We start from the raw sequence: 19,809 nt of genomic DNA on the forward strand, positions 1-19,809 counted from the left end.
GCTAATATGGGGGCATCAAAAATTTAATTTTTGGCACCAGATATGACCCGTTGCTGCGGGTCATTTTCTGTTTTCACAGTCTCCGCTGGTCCATCTTCCACAAACTCCTGCCACTCTACGATCACTGGGCAATTTTCCACACTCACAATGATCTGCTCGTTCTCATCGATCACCCAAAACTCTGAAATATTGTCATCACCCACTTGCTTGATTTCAATTACTTCTCGTTTGTTCACTTCTGTCCCGACCTCAAATATTCGAGTAGGGTTACTAACAACGGTCAGTTTCTGAATCACCTGCATAGCCGTTTCCTCCCTTCATATGTACTTTTCAAGATGGGCCGGGGGTTGGCGCCACCTTGGATGCGTCAGCCGCATCTCTCGACGCCAGACAGGAGAATAGGTTAGAATACTGTCCGACGCCGGGAGACAAAGCCGAAGCTCTGTCATTGGTACCCGAGTTCTGTTTCGATTTGGTCCATTGCTGCGGCCATGTCAGCCACAGGTAAGGTTTTAAGGAAATAGACTGAGTTACTCCAATTCAGGTATGCATTTTGCCGCTGGCGCTCTAATTCGCGCAGCTGATCAGGATCGTTTTGGTCCTGTTCTGCGAAAATCAGAAGTGAGGCTGAACTTGCTCGTAATGCTTGTACGCTGGCTATGTATGCAGCTGCTGCAGGTGATTGTGGGGTCGTCATAGTTCAACCCCCTTGCGCTTCTGACGTTCGACGATTAAAATAGACACCAAGAGACTCTTAAGACGTGTTCTCAACCGAGACTGCCCTGGCCGGCGGTCTTTTTTCATTTCCAATTCTTTTTCTGCAAATTTGATCATGTTGTTTAAATAGCCGATTCCATTAACCAAGTTGTTCGGGTGAATCATTTTATCCGGATTGCGAACGATGACCTGCAGATTATGTTCAGCTCTTTTTCCCGCCTGTAGTGCTTGTTTTGCTAAGACCTCTCTGTTCAAATCCATCAACCTCCTACTAATGTCATCATGTTTTGCAAAATTGAGAGACCGTCCATTCCGTATAGAAATGCAACGAGCACCTCTTTGGCCCCGGTAGCGTCCATCCATTTCATCATGGTGGGCATGTCCGGGATTTTATGATCGTTCTCGTACTTTGATATACAAGCCTGGGTCCGGTGCAGTTTCTCTGCCATCTGTTCCTGAGTAAGTCCTGCCCGTTCCCGGCAGGCTTGCATGATTGCTCCAAACTTCAATTCCTTGTTCACCTCCCCCAAATATTCCATTTTGGAATGGGAAAGTGAGGTGCATTTTTGTAATATGAAATTAAGAGTTCTACCTCACTCCAATCCCCTACCCGCTGGCGCTGGATCCGCTCCGGCGGGTTTCTACTATCCTTTTCAAGCTAGCAGTCGCTTCCTTCAAAACTCTTTTTCTTTCAAGCTTCGATAGACTCTCAGAGTTCAAAGCGTAGTGCGGAAGTGACAGATCCAATGCGACCTCAACATCTATGTTTTTCAACAGGCTTCTTGTTACCGTGGCTGACACACAACCTGATCGGGATGACTGGCGAATCCAGCGAAATCGTATCCTATGCCACCCGCCCTTTCCTTTTGACCTTCGATTTTTCCCCGGAGTTGTCCCTGATCCAATCGGTATGTTCGTCAATCCAGATCATAAGAGAGTGAGTCGGTACTCTTGGATGACCGAATTCTCGGATCACTGGGAAATCTTCACGATTTAAGAGTTCGGAAGCCTTGGTCGCTCCGATATCTAATAAGTCCATAAGCTGTGACTTTGTGAGAAGTGGCGGCAGGCTTGATTTCAAGGTATGCCTTTCCAGTGCCTGGTCCACAGCAATGTTTATAGCATCTTGTAATTGGGTGTAGTCGAACTGTACTTGTAAAAAACTTGATTCCATATAGGACTCTCCTTCCTACTCGACTTTTAAGAGGACATAACGACTGCGGCTTGGCTCATGACTGATAAAGTTCATAACCCAACCTTCATTCAATAGCTGATTAACTTCTTCTGGATCACGCGTTTCGCGAATCTCTTTGATGTTTTGTAAGCTCTGTTCCAATGATGTCCCTCCTTTCATGTTGATCCTCTTTTAAACTACATCTGTATTTGTAGAAGCTGCTTCGTCAATGTAACACTCGTGAGACAGTTGGTCTAAAAAAAATAAGTCTTCAAACGACTTTGCCGGAAACTTCTTTAGAATTTTTGCCATTACATCTTGACCCATTGAGAATCTATTATCTTCTGGCGGCAGCTTAGCCCGCCATAGTGAGGAACGGGATGTTCCTATAAAATCCGCGAATTCCTGATCGGTCATTTCTCTTTCCTTCTGCAATTTTTCAAGCTCCCCAGGTTTGGGAACGATCCTCATATTTTCACCTCTTTTCGTGTTTCACGCTTGTTACAAACCCAATATAACATGATTGTAACACGTATGCAACAATAAATTTCATTATTGATACATTTATTTTGTTTCAAGAATGAAACATTCTGTTAAACTGTAAGTGGGTGATAAACTTATGAATCTTAAGGAATTCGGGGTTTACTTTGCAAAACTCCGGGAGGAAAGTGGCTATAGAAGCCAAAGAGAACTGGCTGATGTGTCAGGCGTGAGCCATTCTACTATAAACAGAATAGAATCTGGTGCCCACAAAGTTTCACCTGACAACCTCAAAATTCTGGCATCACATCTGAAAGGTGTAGACTACTACGATCTTATGAGAGCTGTTGGTTATATCGGTTCAGATCTTCTGAAGAAACCAGAATACAATCTGTCATTCTTCGGAGGCCCTGAAAATTACACTGAGGATGAAATTGAAGAGATGGAAGCAGCGCTTGAACGTTACAGAGCGATGAAGCGTAGAGCTGCTGAACAGGCAGAAAAGGACCAGAAAAAATAGCATCTACCCCAGCCGATGGGGAATAACTTAATTTGCTAAAACTGTTCAATCTGTGGCAGCTCTTTCATAATCAGTTTGCGGTAGAAAGATCAACATAGTGGGTAAAATCCCAACCCGTTATAAATGTCGTTCCCCATTAATCTTGCACGCTAACGGTCAGTATATAAAAAGATAAAAGCCACTCTTGGCTTTTTATTTTTAAGTCAAACCGAACATAGGTTCTCAAAAGGAGGGTGTACGTTGATTAGATTAGGTGTCATTAAAGGTTCTGAGCGAAGTAGCTATTCAGAACCATTGATTATAGTTACTGAGATATCTCTAAAGGACGCAATCGTAGATAAATCTATATGTGAACGATCCAAAAAGGAAGAAAAAGAGATTCAGACTAAATAACATATGACATTTACATAAACAGCTATGAGGTGTTTCACATGAATTTCTCCTTGTATCGCCAAACCATTCTTGAACAATGGATAAATGACCATTATCAAGCTGATGGGATATATTCTCCTGTCGATCTAGACGCAAGCCGTATCGCTGCTCTATTCGGGGTTGATCTTAGATACGATATCTGTAAATCATTCTCTGACAATGTCGAAGGTGTCATTATCTTAGACAAGCGAAAATCTAATGTTTCTTCACGCATGATCTTTTTTCATGAATTATGTCATGTGTTGCGTCATTACGGTGATCAAAGACAAATGCCCGAAATGTTTAAGGAAGGCCAGGAAGCAGAAGCTAACATTTTCCTTCTATATGCTTCAATGCCAATCTATTTAATAGAAAGACTATCTTTACCTACTAATCAAAATGAAGCAATAAACTATTTATCGTTAGTTTTCCAAGTGCCAATGAAACATGCGAAACAGAGGCTGGATCAAATTCACCGAAGATTGTACGACGGGGGACTATTGCATTCCTACACAGAAAATAACAACGCAAGATCCGATCCCCCGATAGATTCTGCTGCTAATAATATTGAGACAGCCATATATGCATACTACGATTCATCCTGGGAATGTACTGATCCTTCTCAATTCGTAGTTCAGGTAGACCAACATACGTTATTAAATCAAGAAGAATTCACCTTTTCCTTAGATGGCCCCTTCGATCGAATTGAAGATAATCAATTAGAAACATTTATAGATAGTAAGCCTATACAGTTTAATGATTTGGATTACACGTTGGACGGACGTATCAGCTTGAGACTCAGCCACCTCGCCAGTAGATACTATAACTCTGCCTATAGGTTTGTTATTCAAAAAAGGGACATTGAAGAACTTCTGAGATTTCATGGTGACGAGTTTTAAGGAGGTCGATCAAAATGGCAAGTTATACAAAGATTCCTGCCAACAACAAGCAAGGTTATAAATGGATTTGTACATTAGAGGGTCCTCCAGACCCAGTTACAGGAAAACGAAAGCAAATCCCTCGCCGTGGAGACACGAAAAAGGAAGCCTATGCACGTGCACAAAAAGTTTTAGATGATTTGAAAAATCATGGAATAGATGAAAAGAAAGTCCGGAAAATGACATTCGAGGATGTTGCCGAAGATTGGTTAAAGACTTATTCAAAACGTAAAGTTAAGCGAAGAACTGTTAGACAAAGAGGTGTCCAAATCAAAGTCCTCAATAGGTATCTAGCGAAGAAAAACATCTCTCAAATTACACATAGAGAATACCAACATATCTTTAATCACCTTGACGATGAAGGATATGAAAAAAACACCATGGACGGTATTCATAATACAGGTAACATGATTTTTAAATACGCTGTTCTTAATAAATTGAGAATGGATAATCCGGCGATCGACACTATCGTTCCCGAAAAGACGCTTAGCGTAGAGGAAATTGAGAATGCCGTTATCGAAGAGAAGTATCTCTCACGAAAAGAATTGTCCGAATTCCTTAAGGCTGCTATTGATCATGGCAAGCCCCAAGACAAGGAGATCTTTTATCTACTAGCCTTTAGCGGGATGAGATCTGGGGAACTATGTTCATTGAATGAGAACACTGATTTAGATTTCGATAGAAACAGTATCAGGATCACCAAAACAATGGACAGTGATAATATGCGGAAATATCTGCTTACGCCTCCTAAAACGACGGGATCCATACGAACAGTCTCAGTGGACCCCATGGTAATGGAGATGCTGCATAAGCACATTAATCGAATGAAGGTACTGATGAAGGAGCACAAATTGTTGTTTCCGGATTATCACGATAAGGGTTTCCTCTTTCGTAATAATGACGGATACCCATTAAATGCCCAAGCAATTCGTGATCGGATGTATGCTATTTTGAAATTTACAGATATACAAAAAAAAGCGACTCCTCATATATTTAGACATACCCACGTTAGCATGTTAGCTGAAGCAGGTGTCGATCTAAAAACAATTATGGACCGTGTCGGTCACGACAATGAAAAAACCACCCTACAGATTTATACACATGTGACAGAGAAAATGAGACAAGATGCGGATCAAAAGATTCAAAAACACTTCGCAGACATCCTCAAAATTAATCATGAACCCGAATGATCTGCAGAGAATGTGATTTTTATGTGATTTTTTAAGGGATAGCGATTGGCATAAAAGCCCGCTATCCCTTTATTTAATCAGCTTTATCGATCAACTAATGTAACAACAACTTAAATGTAGAACATATATCTGACAGGATGTACAAGAGTATAGTTCATTCTACAACAACCCTTTCAGAATCAAGATTTTAACGCCTTCTAACATAGTACAACCTACAAGGCAAAACAACAACCTACAAGCTTTTTTGAGGGTAAAGTGTGGGTTCTAAAAAAAAAGAAAATTTCTACATTAAAAGGACTCCTGCTCTTAACAGCGGAGTCCTTTTCCTTCACTTTTTAATTTGCCGAAACAATCTCATCAATCTTAATCCAATGCCAATCACCTTCGCCAATGGACAATTTGATCTCCCGTTTGAACGCGTGGATCAATACAACAATACCTTTTAACTCAATATCTTCATATTCATCAAACAACCTAACTGTTATGGTACGGTGCTCATGAAAAGATTCAACCAACGCTTGTTCAATCAATTCCATTTGCTGCGGATCTAGCGTTGGCCGATCTTTCCTCCCTTCTTCCAGCCGTTTACGAATTATTGCTTCCTTGTGCTCTGGAAGCATCATACGACTGGATTCCCATAGCCCGTTGCCTTCCAGCTTTTTGCGAGTAGTCATTTATGATTCCCTCCTCTTATCTGCGATATCTAATCCCAGATACGTGTAAGACTTCTGCTCAATCTCGGTATCAACCAGCCCCCAAAGCATGGATAGATTGTGGTGGTATCCCCTAAATAAAAATTCAACCTCCACGCCAAGATGTGTCTTTTTTTGTTCGTACACTTTCAATCCTAGATCACGCATGTTTTTGCGCACCTGAGTCAAATCGGCTAACGCTGCTTTTTGTAATCGATTGACTAAGACATTGGTTATCGCGGGCATTTTTAAGGCAGCCGTGGACAGGATGCTTCGATCGTTTTCCACGACATCAAGCAAAAGAGGTAACAAGATATAATCCTTAACTAATTTTAATTCTTCGGTCTTCAGTCCAACACCCAATGGCTCTCACCTCAAATAATAAGAACGTTTGTTTGTATTATATGAGAACACAGGTTCTTTTATCAATGTAAAAAAAGCCGCCGGGTGCTATGCCTCGGTGGCTTCTTCATTTACGTATTCAATTAATTCAGTAACGCTAGTTAATTCGAGCGCCTTATATACCTTATCTAAATTATCAGGGGACCATGCTTTTGATTTGTTTTTGACCATATCCAATATTGTAGGATAGCGGATTCCGGTCAATTCAGATAATTGATTCGCGTTCATTCTCTTTTCAAATAGTATTTTGTCCAGTTTAAGCTTGAACATTTCGATCACCTCATCTTTATTATATACGATATTCGTTAAAAGTAAACGATAATAGAAATATTTATACGAATATCGTTGACAATTATACGAATATCGTATATAATTAAATCATAAGGAGGTGAGACAAATGGATAAAGTGTTAACGGAAGCTTTTGAAAAGCTCCAAAAACGAGAACACCTCCTTAGAGTGACCCGAGACCAGATGGGACTGGGACGGATCACCAAGGAGGAATTCAAAAATCGTGAGGAACAGATACTTGGACGGTATGCCCTCACAGATGCAGAACAGCGGGCGTATGACCTGCACCACCGCATGACGCAGCATAAGCGTCGCGGATAAGTTTCAGGGAGAGGGGCCGAGATCAGGCCCCTCTTTTTTTACGCCGCTGTACCTGTTTCAGATTAAAGGAATCATATTCAAATATCAACTGGTCGAGTTGTTCCGAAGTGAGATAGACCAGAGGCACTAAAACATTGTCCTGTACGGCGTAGTCGAGATACTGGATTTTCTTAGACACCAGATTTCCCTCCTTACTCAGGATCTGTTTTCATTATTATAAAACAACTAGTTGTATAAATAAACTTCTAAACGAAAAAAGGACCTTGTTGGCTTAGGCTGACAGGGTCCTCAATGTATCTTTAATTAGTCGTGATCGTGGCCGTCTTGGTTTTATTATTCCAAGAGACTTTATCCCCTCTAGCTTCTGCTACTGCTCTTAAAGGCACATACACAGTACCATCAATAAGCTTGCCGTCTTTTATCTGTTTGCCATATGCAATTACATTGGCTTTATCGCTCATAGGCTTATCCTCCCTTTTTGATAATCCTTTTTTAAGTTCATCCATTCGGAAGTATTGACCAGGGCAAGCTGTCGACGCCAGTTCCTTGTGACCGACGATCTTTGCCGAAGGGTATTTTCCCAATAACCATGCATTTAACGCAATACCCGCTGCAAGCTGTGCGTCGGTCATCTGCTGCTGTGTAAAATCGCCTTGGTACCCGATATGGAGTGAATCGTGGTTGTGACCTTCTACGCCTGCCCCATAATGGAAGCCTCGGCCTTCATAGATCGTTCCGTCAAATCCAACCCACCAGTTATAACCGATCCCGTTCCAACCTTTAGAGTTTTTATGAAAGTCGTGGACCTCATGGATCCCCCACGTCTTATGAGCCATATGGTGCTGTACTAAATAAGCAACCTTGGAAGGCGGCGGATCTAAGGCATACCTAAATTTAAGTCCAGGATTTACGATGTTAAGCTTTGTCATTGAGCCTCACCATCCTTTCTCGATTCAGCCCTTTTAATCTTTTTGTCCAACTCTGACTTAACCCACTCAATAATGGCATTGAGTACCGGCAGCGGCAGAAAGTCACCCCAGCCGGCCCGAATTGAGTTAGCGGTCATACTTTGTACCACATGATACAGTGTGCCGAATGCTAGGGCACCAAAAAATGCGCCAGGCAACGACAGGACCACATCCAGTAGATGGCCGCCCGCTGGCAGCAACAGAATAAAAAACGTCCTAATAATCCCATCCAAACCGTACCGACTGGCGTATGTGAAATCCTTCTTTGCGGCTCTTACTCCGCTAATCCAATCCATGATAATGAAGAACAGCAGAGTTACCATGATAGCGGCCACAGCGTCCCCCTCACCGTACAGGTAATCAAAAGCCGGTACCAATGCGGCACCGGCTGCAATTATAAAAGATTTAACCTTATCCATTTGCTTCAATCCTCTCGAATAATATAGCCCCCGGACCACCAGAGGCATAAAAAATACGCCTTGCGGCGCTCGTCATGTTCATGCATAATTCTATTTCCAACCTGCATAATATTTTAGCCCTCCTTAAACCCTAAATGCTTCCCAGTACACTATTCTATTAGTTTCAAAAAATGGTAATCTAAAACTAGAGTCATTAACATAGGCCGTCCCACCTGCATTATCCCCAGTAAATTCTAGAACTTTAAAAATAAATGCGGTTGCATTATTCCCTGGTGCAGCTGTCACTAAATTGTAACCAGATCCACTAGAATCTGGGGAAGCATTTTTAGTAATTGTATTGTAATCTGATGTAGGAGAGTTTTCTGCTCCAAGAACACGAATAATAATCCTATTAGGCCTAAATCCCAATCCAGTAATAGTTAATGAACTATACCCCGTTACATTCTGCCCATTAACGGTCAGAAACATCATTGGTGAAGCTGCACTGGTCGCCATCCCAGCTGCATAAAGTGGCCCTTCTTTCAACGTCCCTTTTACCCCGAAGATATCAACCCCCTGCCGAATATTCGGCGGGATTAAATCCGGATCACCAAGTACAGTAATCGCGCTTGTATATCGCCCTGCTGCTTTTGTTTGATCTGTTGTTCCTGGTGTAACAATGCCACCAGCGCCTCTGTCTGGGATGGTGCCTGTTAATCCATTCGCTGTTACACTACTAAACGTCTTTCCTGCAATTACATCAGAAGCAGTTGCGTTTCCCGTTGCCTTTATTACAGCAGCAATCTTAGGAATGAGCTGCGACCATGTTTCACTTGTGGATGCCGGTACACCAATGGCAACAAGCGCGGCAACCACTTCCGCTTTCCGCTCATTGCCAGCTTGAAAAGCCTGTCCTACAGCTTTCTCTGTAGCAGCTACGTTCTCACGCGTACCATTTGTTGCATTGGAGAGCTGCACGATACCCGGCTCAGTTAATGTAGCAGGCGGGATATTGATGTTATCTACCACATTTCGCAAATCGTTTAATTCTTGGCCTATGCCATTCATGTCTGCCGGTTGGACAGTATCCCCCGCTTGCCAATCAGTTTTAGCCATTATCGAATAACCTCCTTAACTTCGATTGTTTGTAATATGAGCGTGTCTGACGATACCGGCAAGTAAACAGGATTTGAAGATATGAGTTTTCCCGATTCATCTGTCAAATCGATTTGTGTGACCAGAGAAATGCTACTTGCAGGAACGATATAGTTAAGGGCCAACATAGAGCCGGATACCTGTTTAACGTCAAACTGTGTAATTTCAAAATCTTCATTAATGACCACCTTGCTGACTTTGGCATTAATGTATTCGGCTACTCCATTCAAAAATTGGGATGAGATCATTTCAATAACACCTCCGTACCTAACGTAGAGAATGGCTTCTCCCCAAGCTTCCATCCATCCAGCTTGTAGTTCCATGTGATGGTCCGCTTAGCAATTCGTTCCTTGAGGTCGATGGCATCGCTTAAGGAAGTATTTTGCTGGTAGACCATGTTAGCGGGCTTAATGGTTTGTATGGTGTGTTGGACTTCGCGAAATACGTTGGCATTCTCAATATTGGTTGTTACGTATAGAATGAAGTTTTCCACGTCCACCGACACAACGGTCATACCCAGGCCGACCAGCTGGTCAAGCTGCTCCTGAAGCCATCGAACAGTGAAAGGCGGTTTAGTCTGGTACCGGTTCATAATTCTTTGGCGCCTAAAGTCTAAAGATTCGGTTGTGGGATCAGCCTGTATACCCAACATCATTTCTCTTCGCTTAATCGCCTGTATGCTTGACCGCATGACAAACTGGTCGTCGAATAGCTGCTGAACAGCCGTTTCCAGTTGATCCAGCTCGATATCTTCGGTTTGAGCCAGCTCCCTAAATTCAAGAAATTCTTGATAATACTCCGGGAGATACGGCAAAATGCGATCAGACATGTAGCGTCACCGTCCCTATATCCGGGATTTCCTCTTCCCCCAAGATAATATTCTCAGCTGCACCATTTAAAGTTGTCTTAGCAATATCCACTACCCCCGGTACCGTCAAGATGCCCGCTTCGATTAGGGCCACCCGGATAATCATTTGATCTTGAAAGGCCCAAGTCTTTCGAAGACCTAGCAAATAATCCTTGATAACATCCTCGATCGGCCCTTGAACTTGGCCTGGACTCGTGCCTGATTCAAGCGTAATGGTTGTTTCGACATCAATAAGAGAGGTGGATACCCCTGTAATTGTCACGGTGTGCCCAATAGGTGCGGTACCATATCCCAGCCCACTATTTACATTGGGGTCAACTGCCGTCTGGACTTGCGAGATCAGCAGAGAGGACGGCGGTCTCCAATCCGCACCGATGATCGTGCATTTGACGGTCCCCCCTCCCTTCCAGGTCGGGTAAACCTTGGTGGCTCCAACGCCCGAAATAGCATTAACCCGCTGTTTATAGTCCGCGACATTACCACCAAAAGGCGGTTCATTAACGGCTGCAAAGAACCGTTCACGCAACTGGTCATCCGGTTCCTCATCTGCACCAGGAACAAGAATTTCCTCAAGCACTGCCCGAGACAGTCCGTTAATATAATCAACAGGCAGCATAGCACCGAATTTCTGATTGCCGACCACGCCCGCCGTTTCGCATTCCAGCAAAAATACACCTGTTCGAATTTTGGAGATCACAACATAATTGATATCTTCTATGGCAAACCGGCTGCCGAGGGGAATGTCAAACAATTGATTGGAAGCATTGTAGAATCTACCTTCGCACTTCGCTTTCGTGGCAGGCTCCCGGTTAACGCCAAACTCTGCTGTTCTGCGGGCCAAGTCCTCGCCAGTAGCTGTATCTGCATAGGACAAGGCATAGTTAAAATCCAGTTCCATATACACCTGTGCCAGCTCTACGGCTGCCGGAGCCAAGGCATCATAAATAATGCTGCCTTCCCGCTTGTCGATCCCTTCGGGTACCCGGTCCAACATTCGCTCCAATATAGCCTCATATGTCTGATGCTCATACATGCTTACACCTCCTGTTCCTCTTGGTATGACCCAAAGTCGGTTTCAACGGTAAACCTAACCTGAACGGTGTCCAGTTGATAGTTAAAGCTAAACCCCGTCACGGCAGATATCCGATCATCCTGTGTTAAGGCTTCACTTACCCACCGCTCAACCTCTGATTCAAATACAACCCTTCCCCTAACCGCGCTTAAATCCATCTCATTACCGTAATTGCCGGAGTAAATGAGATGGTCAAAACGCCGGGTGGAGAGGATCTTAAACACCGTCTGTTTAACGGCTTCGATCCCATCCACTTTGTGGCTGCTTACCCTGCCATTGTTAAAATCAAATCGATAGGTTCGGCCTGGTAATTGGACCGGCTCTAACTCCTCGTCTGTCATTTCTACATCGCTCTGGGGTATCACTCGCTCACCACCTTATCAATGACCACAAATTGTTGTCCACCCTGTACCCGGACTAGAATCACCGTGTCACCCACCAATAAACCCTTCCGTATAACAACGGGCTTCGCCGGGAGGGCGGGCTCGGTTTTCTTTGTGCTTGATCCAGTGCCGGTGTCATCCGAGTATTCGTGGGTATGGTGAAGATCAATCTCGTAGCGTGTCAAGGATTCCGGGACAATTAAAAAAGCCTCTGAGAGTGTTAACCTTTGATCCAGGCTAATCTCCAAGGGGCTTAATGATTCTACCGTGCCTATTCGTATGGCTACCGGATTGCTAGAGCCTAGCGCATCCATTGCCGCTTTTTTAATGATATCCAGCATGTTACACCATCCTTAAATCCAGGGTCATGGTATGCGACGTTCCCTCGACGCTGTGTGTACATTCATCCACCAAAAACAACTTATTAATCCCAAAGCGCTGAATCTGAATATTAACGTACATCCCAGCACGAAGCCTTAAATCTCCAATCGCATCGATCCGCATCTTACGAGTTTCTCGATTTTTGGCAGTAATTAAACGCGTTAACAGATCATTGATTTGAGCCTTGTTCATGTCCTCGTCAACGCTTTGATACAGCTGCAGCAGTCCCCATTTTTTGATTCGGCCGCTGTCTTTGACAATAAAGGTTTCTCGCTTCCCAGACTTTTCATTGTCTTTATAGAGAACGATTTGATTATACGTATCTTCATCAATCGATTTAGAATAGTTGAAGTTCGTCATCAAACTCCCCTCACCAATGACAAAACCGTATGTCATAGCCGATACGTTTTGCAATGTGAGTTGGCCAAAATCATCATAAAGGACAAAATTAGTACCACTCTTGATTAACGTAGAATCCAAAGCAGAACAGATCATATCGAACAACGTCTGATCGTCTTGAAGAAAATTTGGAATTTTGTATTTGGTGTCTACAAGTTTACCCGTCTTCAGGTTAAAATCCTTGGCGATCCGCTGTACAACCTGCGTAGCTGTTACCTGGTTGAGTACATACGTATGACTGGCGTTTAAGTAACGCAGCTGATCATACGCCGTAATCTTGGCTTCACCGTTTAAAGACATTTCGAATTTAAAGATATACCCCATAAACACCTTGTTCGTGCCATCGGTAAATTGAACGATATCCCCATTCTGATATTTGAACTTTTTATCCTGGTAGATGCCGCTGTCCACCAAGGTAAACTCCAAAGAGGAAGCCTTTCCGATCCGGGCCGTGTTGTAACGCAAATTTTTTACGATGTCGGAGACATCCCACACATTCCCGTCCTTGTTATCGATCACTATTTTCATGTCTGATCACCCCGGCAACTTAATCACGGTGCCCACCTTGAGTTTCTTGGCTTGGGCTTCCGTGATATTGTTCAATTTCATGATTTCCTTGTATCGGCTGCCATCCCCCAGATTCGCTTTAGCTATTGACCATAAACTGTCGCCGCTTTTGACTTTGACTGTTTTGGGCTTTGCGCGTTCGTCGGGGCGCTTCGGTTTTGATGCAGCTGCCTGTTTCTTACCGGAGGATGCGGCCTTTGCAAATACCACCTTCTTGGCCGAGTAAAACACGTACTCTTTAACCGACAAGGTATAATCGAAATCACCAGGAGTCCCGCCGACTTCCTTATAATCAAACTGCTCAATGGATACCGGAATATTTATCTTTAATCCCTGACTGATGAAAATAAACCGGATGGGCTTCTTTTTGGTCATCCAGTCCTCAATATGCCGGATGTAATCCGCCGGAGCGTCAAAGCCTTTGGATTGTATCGCGTTCTCCATGTCCGCCGGAAACACACCACTGAATGTAATTTCTTTGAGCTTGGGCGCTTCGATTGTATGGATCTGTCCTAGACCTGCAACATTATGTTCCTCGCCTTGCCCTTCGCCCTTAATCTCGATTTCTTCCGGGAGGACCGGGATCTGGAACACAACCTCTCGGTTATTAAAGCTTAGCTCGATGCTATAGTCAGCCATCACTCATACACCCCTTTGGCGCTGGATGCTATTTCATCCTCTAACCGAGTCGTGAGCTTGGTGACGATGGAATCCAGATCACCGCTGTTGTTGATGTTACCCGTCTTGATAGAGATGGTAGGTTTCAGTGTGTTAAAGTACTGTATGTTCTTCATCTCGGCCAGTTCGCGCATGATCTTCAGATCATCACTAGAGATATCTACCTTTCCTTTAACCTTGTCTACCTGTTTGACCTTTTTTATCTCATCCGGGTAACTGGTTTCACTAGGTATGATGGGTACACCTGTGCCTGGGTCCATTAAACCTGTCAAATATTTACCTGCGTTTAGCTCTTCCAGCTGTTTTTCTAATTCCTTTTCTTTTTGGGCCCTCTTTTCGGCCCTGCCTTTCATCATTTCCTGAAGCTTGGCCTCTCGTTCTTCTGCCTTACCAGTTGCTTTTGCTTCAGCAGCAGCTATTTTAGCTTCACCGGCTTGGCGTGCTGCTTCTGCTTCAATTTGGGCAGACGCTGAAAGGACGACTCCATCTACAAAGTCAATCGATACAAAATTTAATTTGTTGAGTTTTTCAATCAAACCATTTATTTTATCAACGGCTCCATTTACCATTTGATCTAACGCTTTCAAAGACTCTACTTTGGCATCGTGAAAAGCGTTTGCTATTCCGACCCCTACCTTTGTAAAGAAAACGGGGACCTGATCAAAGAAATTTAAAACGGAATTCCAACCTCTGATAAAATTCTCGACAAACTCATCATTTGTGTTCCACAGGTTTATAAACCACTTCACTAGCAACACGATCACGCCTATGAGGGCTGCAACTGCCATTATGATTAGGCCTACTGGGTTTGCCGCCATAGCGATGTTCACACCTATTTGCGCTAATCTCCAAGCCGCTACTGCTGCGACAATCCCCCACAAAACCGCTTCAATGGTTGGCCAATTTTCAACAGTGAAGTTATATATGCGTACCACCATTTTCACTACATCACTTAGCCATTTAAAGATGGCTGAAAAAGCTTTAATAAATCCTTTCTCGACATCCGGTAGTAAATCTTGTGCAATCTCGGCCATTTGAAGTTTGAAATCTAAGAATAAATATCCAACTTTTTCTTGAATACCCCCCCATAGATTTTGCAACCTAACAAGTTTTCCTTCAGGCGTATTAGCCATCGACTCAGACAAGCCCTGAAGATTTTCATCGATCATTTCGATCACCAGTGCAGCTCGCTCAGCTTCTGTACCAAATTTGAGCACTTTTTGTTGCGCTTCATCGAAAATCGCGTCAATCTTAAAGCCGTTACGTGACAAGGCATTGATATCACCCATCATAACTTTACCCATCAAGTTTGCGGTTTGGGTAAGCTGGTCAGCACTAACATTCACTCCGTACGTCTCTGTCGCCAAGTCATACATGGAGCGAGTCATATCTTTTAAAACTTGCGGATCATAAACATATTCCGCAAGCTGAGATAACCCCGTTATTCCTGCACCTGCGTTGATCGCTGTTTTCCCGGTCGCTTCTAGTTCTTTGGCATAGTTTTTGACTAGGTCAATTCCATCTTGTGTCATTCCGTTGATATTACTCATGATAGATTGTAATCTTTGTTCTGCTGTGATTTGATCAGTTGCTGCTTGAGACGATTGACCTAAAAAGCCTTTGACAGCAGATATCCCCATATAAGCGCCAGCAAAAGCCATGAGCTTGCTTGTCATACCACTTAAAAGCCCCGAAGTACTACTCATACTTTGATTAAGTTCTTCTATTTTATTTCTCGCTGTTGTATATGCCCGTTTAAAAGCAGACCCAAGCGAAGTTACTTTAACAGCAGTGCCCGCGGCCAAACTACGAACAACACCAAATATGCTGTTAAATCTTGTTTGTTGTTGAATGACTTGTTCTATGGCGTCGCCCATTTTGCTTATCTCGTTTTCAGCGTTTTGGACTCCCTGCAAATCTGGCGATCCCTTCATCAGTTGATCGAGTTGTTCTTGTTGATGTACTGCTTCTTCAACTTGAGAAGTCATTTTCCTGTAACCATCCTCGACCACAGCTAATTCGTTTACATTTGCCATTTCGCTGATGACGCTATTCAAATGTTCTTGTTCTTGGGCTGTATTCATAATGGTATCCGTCAATTGGTTAAGGATCGTCTCTGTCTGAGTAATGCTCTGTTGAGCAGTAACCATCATACTTTCCATCGAGGTATCCTGGCCCGCAGCTTTTTGCAGTTCATTCATGGTGGATAGCATCATATCCATTGAACTAACTATACTTTTGATCGGACCAGACATGGAGTCGAACAGTTGCAATGTGGAGGATACCGTTGCCATATTCGCCCTCCTTTCTGATTTCTGAGAAAAATAAAAACGCCTTCGTAATGAAGGCGTTAAGTGCTATTTCACATTTTCAAATATTTTAATGGCTTGCTCATTCTTAGTCTCTAATACAAAAAGCCCTTTTCTAGGCATATCTTTCATTTGTTTAAAAGTCGATATTGCATTATCGATATCTTTTTTAGAAGCATACTCATAAATCGCAACTTTTTTCTTATCAACGTAAAAAATGACACCATCTTTAGCATTGATCATTTGAAGTGCTGGCTTCTCCCCTGGGTCTACCTCAATCCCTTCATCCTGATAAGCCTTAATGAATTTATCTAAAGTCAAATCTTGTTTTTCTTCTTTAGATGAGCACCCAACAACAGCAATCAGCATAATAAGAGAAATAAGTAATGCGAATGTTTTTTTCACGACAATCCCCCTGAATAGGTCATATTTCCCAACAAGTTTACCAAATCCAGGAGGCTAGGTCTACCGCTTTTTGCCTTTTGATTTCTTGGCTTGCTCCCTCTCCTTATCCACCTTTGTTGAGATCATGGCGTATATCACACCTCTCTCATTGATTGACATAGCCATAAGATCATGCGGCAGGATGTGCAATTCATGGAGGGCGAAATAGGCGTAAACCGCATCGCCGTCACCCTCCTTGATTAGTTTTTTACGTCTTCAACAACCCTATTGATATCTTGATCATAGCCATTCATAGCTTGCACTCGCTCTGTCAATGCACCGAACTCACCGGGCAGCAGCATTTTACGAAGCAGTATCTCAGCCCCAACAGCACCATAGGATTTCTGCAATTCGGCGTCCTTCAGGTCCGGGAATACTACACAATTCGTCGCCAACTTCGCCACATATTCGTTCGCGTCAAACTCCGGAGTGTATACCCCACCTTTACCCTTCACTTTTTTCATGGCGGCCTTGCGGATCTCGGTATTTTTTTCTTCCGTGATACTGCGCAGCTTCCATGCTACCGGCTTACCTTCCTTGTCCTTAAAACGATCGGATACCACGAAATCCTCCGTTACTTCCATTGCAGCATTTTCAGCAAAAAACATCGAAAAATCAGACATTTATATTCTCCCTCTCTTAAGTAGATTTTAGATTAGTTACCAAGTACAGGCGCCACAAAACTCTGTCCCAGATCCACATCATCAAACGTGAAGTCCAGGTCCTCGGTTAAAGCTTCGGACTCCGTATCTAGCGATGCCATAACAACACTGTCAAGATTGCAACCCTTCATGGTTACGGTCTGAGTGCCAATGGACGAAGATGGGTCTTCGTTGGTGATCGTAATGTCAAAATAGACATCCTTGCCTGTTTTAATATAGTCGTACATCATCTGACGGAATAGAGAAGTAACATAATAAATCGTCATACTCCCCGAACCGGTCCACCCTGTAGCTTTGTGTTGCACACCACGACGCCCCAGCGTCTTTATTTCCGCTTTTTGTTTATCTACTGTTGCCTCAAGGGTTTGGATATAGAAAAGTTCTTCATTCCGGCCGTTAATTGTTGCAAAAGCCCGGCCTTCCTGCCCTGAAATGGTATCTATCGCTTTCAAAAATCCTGCCATGATTTAACCTCCCTTAGCGGACCAATACCCGCATATAGATTTTTTCAACAGCATCCACCGGCTGGATTCGCGCATCTACAAAAATGCTATCTGACGTCTTGCCTGGCGATACGGTGATATCAGTCTGAGCATCAAAGTTTTGCACGGCTCCAAGCTCTACCAGCGTATCGATGTAGGTGACAATTTCCTTCCGGAATAGAGCTCTGCCGTCTTGGTTATTGTCCACCTTGCCGATGTAATACAGTTCAAAGATTCGTTTGAGATCATTCGCCAAGCTATCCAGCACCCGCAATACACGGTTTTTGGACCGCTCTTTGCCCTTGGTCGGCGTAAAGGATGTAAAAGTATTGATATCCTGTTCGACAATAGCCTTCCCATTGGATGCGGTGAACAGGAATTCCCCTGCTACCAATGCTGCCTCAATCTCGCTGTTTGTATAGCGTTTATCTACGTCCACCGCATCGTCATAAGCCGCATAGGTTAAGGATTCGTTTGCGGCAGCTCCTGCCGTTGCTCCCGTAACCCAAGCGACAGCCTTCACTTTATCCAAAACGGTACCATCTGAAAGCACCACGCCGTTTTTAACACTAATCACGCCTTCATAATCCGCATTCGGGTAATCGGACATCACCGCCTGGACCTTCTTCCCTTCGTTGTCCCGCATCCGCCGAATCGCAGCAGCATAAACCGGTTTAAGAGTGGCGTCTGAACTTAGAAGTCCAATGGTGTTAAATTCATAGCCTTCTACGGTACTCAAGTATGCCGTATGGTCTGAATTGGTCACGGTGCCGTCCGAACCACCAGTCAGACTAAGTCCGGCTGTTACATCCGGCGCCCCGGTGCCTGTAAAGTTAACCCAATCATTCGGGACGAGTTCTTCAATTTCGGACACGATTTGAGTATCCACAACATCACCTTCCAGCAGGGTCACAACATCATATTTTGCCGGGTCATCAATGTTGGATTGAACGATAACCTTGAGATCGTTCCCGCGAATGCCTCCAAAGTTTGCGGTTACCGTCAAGTCTGTGTTAGTCGCTGTGGCGGCTGTGCCCTCGTTTAGACGATAGATCAACACCTTACTTGCCCGCTTCAGAGCTTCCCGCAAAGGAAGCAGTTCAGGGGCCGTGATGTCGTAACCGAGTACGCCCTTCGTATCAGCACCTGCATCCACTGTGATCATCTTCTTTGCTGGTCCCCATGATAGCGGCAATGCCAGCGATGCCACGCCACGTTCTCCAAGGGTTCCTAACGTCTGCTGTGTGGTTTCAATGTTGATCCACACACCCGGTCTAATTTTGTTCTGCGCTTTCCAAGTTCCTCCGGCCATGATTACACCTCTCTCCTTTTGAATGATTCAATGACTTCGACGGCTTCATCTAGCGTATATGTCTTGTCAGCTTCCAACAGTCCCATCAGGACGTCTTTCTCTGATGTGGTAAACCGTTTAGCATTTACCAGCTGCTCCTTCGTGTAACGCGGTACTGGTAGCGGCTGCGCTTTTTTCTCTTTGTTACTCATTTCAGGCGTCCCTCCTGTTCCATTTGTTTCATCTTGATCCCCGGCTCCTTGGCTCGCATGACGTGGTAGTTGTAGTCCACATAAAAATGCATGACGTCATCGATCACCTCAAAGTTCATGCCGGTTCCTTTAAACTTCAGTCCATCTATTTCAATCCATTCCAGCACGTCAAACAAACGATCTGCAACAACGATAAAATCATCATTTGTCGCTGAAAAGAAATGAACGTTGAACTGATGCCCTCTTGCATACCGTCGGCCTTGGAGTCTGCCGTGATCGACATTTAAGAGAAGCACAATAAAGCAGGGCTCTTTCAAGCCCTGCCTGTTCTTACCGTATACAGGCCATCCAAACGTCTGATCCAGTTTGAATGTAACCGCATCTGTAACTTGATCTGCATTCATGG

General features: G+C 43.8%; 32 protein-coding genes. 4 read left to right on the forward strand and 28 right to left on the reverse strand.

What is annotated here, in order from left to right; translation table 11 throughout:
* Positions 1-23: 23 nt before the first annotated feature.
* The 7 genes from ABEQ74_RS00420 to ABEQ74_RS00450 all read right to left on the reverse strand — a co-directional run bounded on the left by ABEQ74_RS00420 (position 24) and on the right by ABEQ74_RS00450 (position 2,362).
* Positions 24-302: a hypothetical protein gene (locus ABEQ74_RS00420; RefSeq protein ID WP_430118315.1), complete on the reverse strand. Its 279-nt coding sequence runs from the start codon at positions 300-302 to the stop codon at positions 24-26.
* A gap of 143 nt (positions 303-445) precedes the next feature.
* On the reverse strand, positions 446-697 hold the full coding sequence (locus tag ABEQ74_RS00425) for a hypothetical protein (RefSeq protein ID WP_430118317.1): 252 nt from the start codon (positions 695-697) through the stop codon (positions 446-448).
* Positions 694-972: a hypothetical protein gene (locus ABEQ74_RS00430; RefSeq protein ID WP_430118319.1), complete on the reverse strand. Its 279-nt coding sequence runs from the start codon at positions 970-972 to the stop codon at positions 694-696. Before ABEQ74_RS00430 ends, ABEQ74_RS00425 begins: the two co-directional genes overlap by 4 nt.
* Positions 973-977: 5 nt before the next feature.
* On the reverse strand, positions 978-1,226 hold the full coding sequence (locus tag ABEQ74_RS00435; RefSeq protein WP_430118321.1) for a helix-turn-helix domain-containing protein: 249 nt from the start codon (positions 1,224-1,226) through the stop codon (positions 978-980).
* Positions 1,227-1,561: 335 nt separating this feature from the next.
* Positions 1,562-1,891 (reverse strand): DNA-binding protein, encoded by a 330-nt coding sequence (locus tag ABEQ74_RS00440; RefSeq protein ID WP_430118323.1) that lies wholly within the window; start codon positions 1,889-1,891, stop codon positions 1,562-1,564.
* 15 nt (positions 1,892-1,906) lie between these two features.
* Positions 1,907-2,053, reverse strand: coding sequence for a hypothetical protein (locus tag ABEQ74_RS00445; RefSeq protein ID WP_430118325.1), 147 nt, complete (start codon positions 2,051-2,053; stop codon positions 1,907-1,909).
* Positions 2,054-2,083: 30 nt separating this feature from the next.
* The gene (locus ABEQ74_RS00450) at positions 2,084-2,362 is read right to left on the reverse strand and encodes a hypothetical protein (protein WP_430118327.1); all 279 of its coding nucleotides are present in this window, start codon (positions 2,360-2,362) and stop codon (positions 2,084-2,086) included.
* A gap of 148 nt (positions 2,363-2,510) precedes the next feature.
* Between ABEQ74_RS00450 and ABEQ74_RS00455 the strand changes: the two genes are divergently transcribed.
* From ABEQ74_RS00455 to ABEQ74_RS00465, 3 genes are all read left to right on the forward strand, one after another.
* Entirely contained in the window at positions 2,511-2,891 is a 381-nt protein-coding gene (locus ABEQ74_RS00455) for a helix-turn-helix domain-containing protein (RefSeq protein ID WP_430118329.1), read from the forward strand.
* 431 nt (positions 2,892-3,322) lie between these two features.
* Positions 3,323-4,201 carry an ImmA/IrrE family metallo-endopeptidase gene (locus tag ABEQ74_RS00460; RefSeq protein ID WP_430118331.1) on the forward strand — a complete coding sequence of 293 codons (879 nt, stop codon included), beginning with the start codon at positions 3,323-3,325 and terminating at the stop codon, positions 4,199-4,201.
* Positions 4,202-4,215: 14 nt separating this feature from the next.
* A complete protein-coding gene (locus tag ABEQ74_RS00465) occupies positions 4,216-5,430 on the forward strand; it encodes a tyrosine-type recombinase/integrase (RefSeq protein WP_430118333.1) in 1,215 nt (404 codons plus the stop codon).
* 335 nt (positions 5,431-5,765) lie between these two features.
* Here the strand turns inward: ABEQ74_RS00465 and ABEQ74_RS00470 are convergent, their stop codons facing one another.
* The 3 genes from ABEQ74_RS00470 to ABEQ74_RS00480 form a co-directional block, all read right to left on the reverse strand.
* Positions 5,766-6,104, reverse strand: coding sequence for a YolD-like family protein (locus ABEQ74_RS00470; RefSeq protein WP_430118335.1), 339 nt, complete (start codon positions 6,102-6,104; stop codon positions 5,766-5,768).
* Positions 6,105-6,485 (reverse strand): hypothetical protein, encoded by a 381-nt coding sequence (locus tag ABEQ74_RS00475; RefSeq protein WP_430118337.1) that lies wholly within the window; start codon positions 6,483-6,485, stop codon positions 6,105-6,107.
* Between the two features lie 87 nt (positions 6,486-6,572).
* Positions 6,573-6,794 carry a helix-turn-helix domain-containing protein gene (locus ABEQ74_RS00480; RefSeq protein ID WP_430118339.1) on the reverse strand — a complete coding sequence of 74 codons (222 nt, stop codon included), beginning with the start codon at positions 6,792-6,794 and terminating at the stop codon, positions 6,573-6,575.
* A gap of 127 nt (positions 6,795-6,921) precedes the next feature.
* Between ABEQ74_RS00480 and ABEQ74_RS00485 the strand changes: the two genes are divergently transcribed.
* Positions 6,922-7,134, forward strand: a complete 213-nt coding sequence (locus ABEQ74_RS00485; RefSeq protein ID WP_430118341.1) for a hypothetical protein — start codon at positions 6,922-6,924, stop codon at positions 7,132-7,134.
* A 22-nt stretch (positions 7,135-7,156) separates the two neighbouring features.
* Here the strand turns inward: ABEQ74_RS00485 and ABEQ74_RS00490 are convergent, their stop codons facing one another.
* The 18 genes from ABEQ74_RS00490 to ABEQ74_RS00575 all read right to left on the reverse strand — a co-directional run bounded on the left by ABEQ74_RS00490 (position 7,157) and on the right by ABEQ74_RS00575 (position 19,807).
* Positions 7,157-7,312 carry a hypothetical protein gene (locus tag ABEQ74_RS00490; protein ID WP_430118343.1) on the reverse strand — a complete coding sequence of 52 codons (156 nt, stop codon included), beginning with the start codon at positions 7,310-7,312 and terminating at the stop codon, positions 7,157-7,159.
* Positions 7,313-7,433: 121 nt separating this feature from the next.
* Complete coding sequence (locus ABEQ74_RS00495; RefSeq protein ID WP_430118345.1) at positions 7,434-8,063, reverse strand: N-acetylmuramoyl-L-alanine amidase; 630 nt, start codon at positions 8,061-8,063, stop codon at positions 7,434-7,436.
* Complete coding sequence (locus ABEQ74_RS00500) at positions 8,060-8,521, reverse strand: phage holin family protein (RefSeq protein ID WP_430118347.1); 462 nt, start codon at positions 8,519-8,521, stop codon at positions 8,060-8,062. Before ABEQ74_RS00500 ends, ABEQ74_RS00495 begins: the two co-directional genes overlap by 4 nt.
* Positions 8,522-8,644: 123 nt before the next feature.
* Entirely contained in the window at positions 8,645-9,616 is a 972-nt protein-coding gene (locus ABEQ74_RS00505) for a phage tail protein (RefSeq protein WP_430118349.1), read from the reverse strand.
* Positions 9,616-9,903 carry a ketopantoate hydroxymethyltransferase gene (locus ABEQ74_RS00510; RefSeq protein WP_430118351.1) on the reverse strand — a complete coding sequence of 96 codons (288 nt, stop codon included), beginning with the start codon at positions 9,901-9,903 and terminating at the stop codon, positions 9,616-9,618. The genes ABEQ74_RS00505 and ABEQ74_RS00510 overlap by 1 nt, the downstream gene beginning before the upstream one ends.
* Complete coding sequence (locus ABEQ74_RS00515; protein ID WP_430118353.1) at positions 9,900-10,484, reverse strand: putative phage tail protein; 585 nt, start codon at positions 10,482-10,484, stop codon at positions 9,900-9,902. The genes ABEQ74_RS00510 and ABEQ74_RS00515 overlap by 4 nt, the downstream gene beginning before the upstream one ends.
* Positions 10,477-11,556, reverse strand: a complete 1,080-nt coding sequence (locus ABEQ74_RS00520) for a baseplate J/gp47 family protein (RefSeq protein ID WP_430118355.1) — start codon at positions 11,554-11,556, stop codon at positions 10,477-10,479. The genes ABEQ74_RS00515 and ABEQ74_RS00520 overlap by 8 nt, the downstream gene beginning before the upstream one ends.
* A gap of 2 nt (positions 11,557-11,558) precedes the next feature.
* Positions 11,559-11,960, reverse strand: a complete 402-nt coding sequence (locus tag ABEQ74_RS00525) for a DUF2634 domain-containing protein (RefSeq protein ID WP_430118357.1) — start codon at positions 11,958-11,960, stop codon at positions 11,559-11,561.
* Positions 11,957-12,319, reverse strand: coding sequence for a DUF2577 domain-containing protein (locus ABEQ74_RS00530; protein ID WP_430118359.1), 363 nt, complete (start codon positions 12,317-12,319; stop codon positions 11,957-11,959). The genes ABEQ74_RS00525 and ABEQ74_RS00530 overlap by 4 nt, the downstream gene beginning before the upstream one ends.
* Position 12,320: 1 nt before the next feature.
* A complete protein-coding gene (locus ABEQ74_RS00535) occupies positions 12,321-13,286 on the reverse strand; it encodes an XkdQ/YqbQ family protein (protein ID WP_430118361.1) in 966 nt (321 codons plus the stop codon).
* A 6-nt stretch (positions 13,287-13,292) separates the two neighbouring features.
* The gene (locus ABEQ74_RS00540) at positions 13,293-13,964 is read right to left on the reverse strand and encodes a LysM peptidoglycan-binding domain-containing protein (RefSeq protein WP_430118363.1); all 672 of its coding nucleotides are present in this window, start codon (positions 13,962-13,964) and stop codon (positions 13,293-13,295) included.
* Entirely contained in the window at positions 13,964-16,297 is a 2,334-nt protein-coding gene (locus ABEQ74_RS00545; RefSeq protein ID WP_430118365.1) for a hypothetical protein, read from the reverse strand. Before ABEQ74_RS00545 ends, ABEQ74_RS00540 begins: the two co-directional genes overlap by 1 nt.
* A 63-nt stretch (positions 16,298-16,360) precedes the next feature.
* Complete coding sequence (locus ABEQ74_RS00550; protein WP_430118367.1) at positions 16,361-16,717, reverse strand: hypothetical protein; 357 nt, start codon at positions 16,715-16,717, stop codon at positions 16,361-16,363.
* Positions 16,718-16,956: 239 nt separating this feature from the next.
* On the reverse strand, positions 16,957-17,379 hold the full coding sequence (locus ABEQ74_RS00555; RefSeq protein ID WP_430118369.1) for a phage tail assembly chaperone: 423 nt from the start codon (positions 17,377-17,379) through the stop codon (positions 16,957-16,959).
* A gap of 32 nt (positions 17,380-17,411) precedes the next feature.
* Positions 17,412-17,882, reverse strand: coding sequence for a phage tail tube protein (locus ABEQ74_RS00560; RefSeq protein ID WP_430118371.1), 471 nt, complete (start codon positions 17,880-17,882; stop codon positions 17,412-17,414).
* Between the two features lie 13 nt (positions 17,883-17,895).
* Positions 17,896-19,212: a phage tail sheath family protein gene (locus tag ABEQ74_RS00565; protein ID WP_430118373.1), complete on the reverse strand. Its 1,317-nt coding sequence runs from the start codon at positions 19,210-19,212 to the stop codon at positions 17,896-17,898.
* Positions 19,213-19,214: 2 nt separating this feature from the next.
* A complete protein-coding gene (locus ABEQ74_RS00570; protein WP_430118375.1) occupies positions 19,215-19,403 on the reverse strand; it encodes a hypothetical protein in 189 nt (62 codons plus the stop codon).
* Entirely contained in the window at positions 19,400-19,807 is a 408-nt protein-coding gene (locus ABEQ74_RS00575) for a phage tail terminator family protein (protein WP_430118377.1), read from the reverse strand. The genes ABEQ74_RS00570 and ABEQ74_RS00575 overlap by 4 nt, the downstream gene beginning before the upstream one ends.
* Between the last annotated feature and the right edge of the window lie 2 nt (positions 19,808-19,809).

The sequence above is a fragment of the Paenibacillus solani genome (genome assembly GCF_050475945.1).
Taxonomy (GTDB): domain Bacteria; phylum Bacillota; class Bacilli; order Paenibacillales; family Paenibacillaceae; genus Paenibacillus_AQ; species Paenibacillus_AQ solani_A.

What these genes read in the sequence shown, in the direction of transcription:
- ABEQ74_RS00420 (WP_430118315.1), bottom strand. Translation starts at nt 302, where the DNA reads ATGCAGGTGATTCAGAAACTGACCGTTGTTAGTAACCCTACTCGAATA.
- ABEQ74_RS00425 (WP_430118317.1), bottom strand. Translation starts at nt 697, where the DNA reads ATGACGACCCCACAATCACCTGCAGCAGCTGCATACATAGCCAGCGTA.
- ABEQ74_RS00440 (WP_430118323.1), bottom strand. Translation starts at nt 1,891, where the DNA reads ATGGAATCAAGTTTTTTACAAGTACAGTTCGACTACACCCAATTACAA.
- ABEQ74_RS00450 (WP_430118327.1), bottom strand. Translation starts at nt 2,362, where the DNA reads ATGAGGATCGTTCCCAAACCTGGGGAGCTTGAAAAATTGCAGAAGGAA.
- ABEQ74_RS00455 (WP_430118329.1), top strand. Translation starts at nt 2,511, where the DNA reads ATGAATCTTAAGGAATTCGGGGTTTACTTTGCAAAACTCCGGGAGGAA.
- ABEQ74_RS00460 (WP_430118331.1), top strand. Translation starts at nt 3,323, where the DNA reads ATGAATTTCTCCTTGTATCGCCAAACCATTCTTGAACAATGGATAAAT.
- ABEQ74_RS00465 (WP_430118333.1), top strand. Translation starts at nt 4,216, where the DNA reads ATGGCAAGTTATACAAAGATTCCTGCCAACAACAAGCAAGGTTATAAA.
- ABEQ74_RS00470 (WP_430118335.1), bottom strand. Translation starts at nt 6,104, where the DNA reads ATGACTACTCGCAAAAAGCTGGAAGGCAACGGGCTATGGGAATCCAGT.
- ABEQ74_RS00480 (WP_430118339.1), bottom strand. Translation starts at nt 6,794, where the DNA reads ATGTTCAAGCTTAAACTGGACAAAATACTATTTGAAAAGAGAATGAAC.
- ABEQ74_RS00485 (WP_430118341.1), top strand. Translation starts at nt 6,922, where the DNA reads ATGGATAAAGTGTTAACGGAAGCTTTTGAAAAGCTCCAAAAACGAGAA.
- ABEQ74_RS00495 (WP_430118345.1), bottom strand. Translation starts at nt 8,063, where the DNA reads ATGACAAAGCTTAACATCGTAAATCCTGGACTTAAATTTAGGTATGCC.
- ABEQ74_RS00500 (WP_430118347.1), bottom strand. Translation starts at nt 8,521, where the DNA reads ATGGATAAGGTTAAATCTTTTATAATTGCAGCCGGTGCCGCATTGGTA.
- ABEQ74_RS00505 (WP_430118349.1), bottom strand. Translation starts at nt 9,616, where the DNA reads ATGGCTAAAACTGATTGGCAAGCGGGGGATACTGTCCAACCGGCAGAC.
- ABEQ74_RS00510 (WP_430118351.1), bottom strand. Translation starts at nt 9,903, where the DNA reads ATGATCTCATCCCAATTTTTGAATGGAGTAGCCGAATACATTAATGCC.
- ABEQ74_RS00515 (WP_430118353.1), bottom strand. Translation starts at nt 10,484, where the DNA reads ATGTCTGATCGCATTTTGCCGTATCTCCCGGAGTATTATCAAGAATTT.
- ABEQ74_RS00520 (WP_430118355.1), bottom strand. Translation starts at nt 11,556, where the DNA reads ATGTATGAGCATCAGACATATGAGGCTATATTGGAGCGAATGTTGGAC.
- ABEQ74_RS00530 (WP_430118359.1), bottom strand. Translation starts at nt 12,319, where the DNA reads ATGCTGGATATCATTAAAAAAGCGGCAATGGATGCGCTAGGCTCTAGC.
- ABEQ74_RS00535 (WP_430118361.1), bottom strand. Translation starts at nt 13,286, where the DNA reads ATGAAAATAGTGATCGATAACAAGGACGGGAATGTGTGGGATGTCTCC.
- ABEQ74_RS00540 (WP_430118363.1), bottom strand. Translation starts at nt 13,964, where the DNA reads ATGGCTGACTATAGCATCGAGCTAAGCTTTAATAACCGAGAGGTTGTG.
- ABEQ74_RS00545 (WP_430118365.1), bottom strand. Translation starts at nt 16,297, where the DNA reads ATGGCAACGGTATCCTCCACATTGCAACTGTTCGACTCCATGTCTGGT.
- ABEQ74_RS00555 (WP_430118369.1), bottom strand. Translation starts at nt 17,379, where the DNA reads ATGTCTGATTTTTCGATGTTTTTTGCTGAAAATGCTGCAATGGAAGTA.
- ABEQ74_RS00560 (WP_430118371.1), bottom strand. Translation starts at nt 17,882, where the DNA reads ATGGCAGGATTTTTGAAAGCGATAGATACCATTTCAGGGCAGGAAGGC.
- ABEQ74_RS00565 (WP_430118373.1), bottom strand. Translation starts at nt 19,212, where the DNA reads ATGGCCGGAGGAACTTGGAAAGCGCAGAACAAAATTAGACCGGGTGTG.
- ABEQ74_RS00570 (WP_430118375.1), bottom strand. Translation starts at nt 19,403, where the DNA reads ATGAGTAACAAAGAGAAAAAAGCGCAGCCGCTACCAGTACCGCGTTAC.
- ABEQ74_RS00575 (WP_430118377.1), bottom strand. Translation starts at nt 19,807, where the DNA reads ATGAATGCAGATCAAGTTACAGATGCGGTTACATTCAAACTGGATCAG.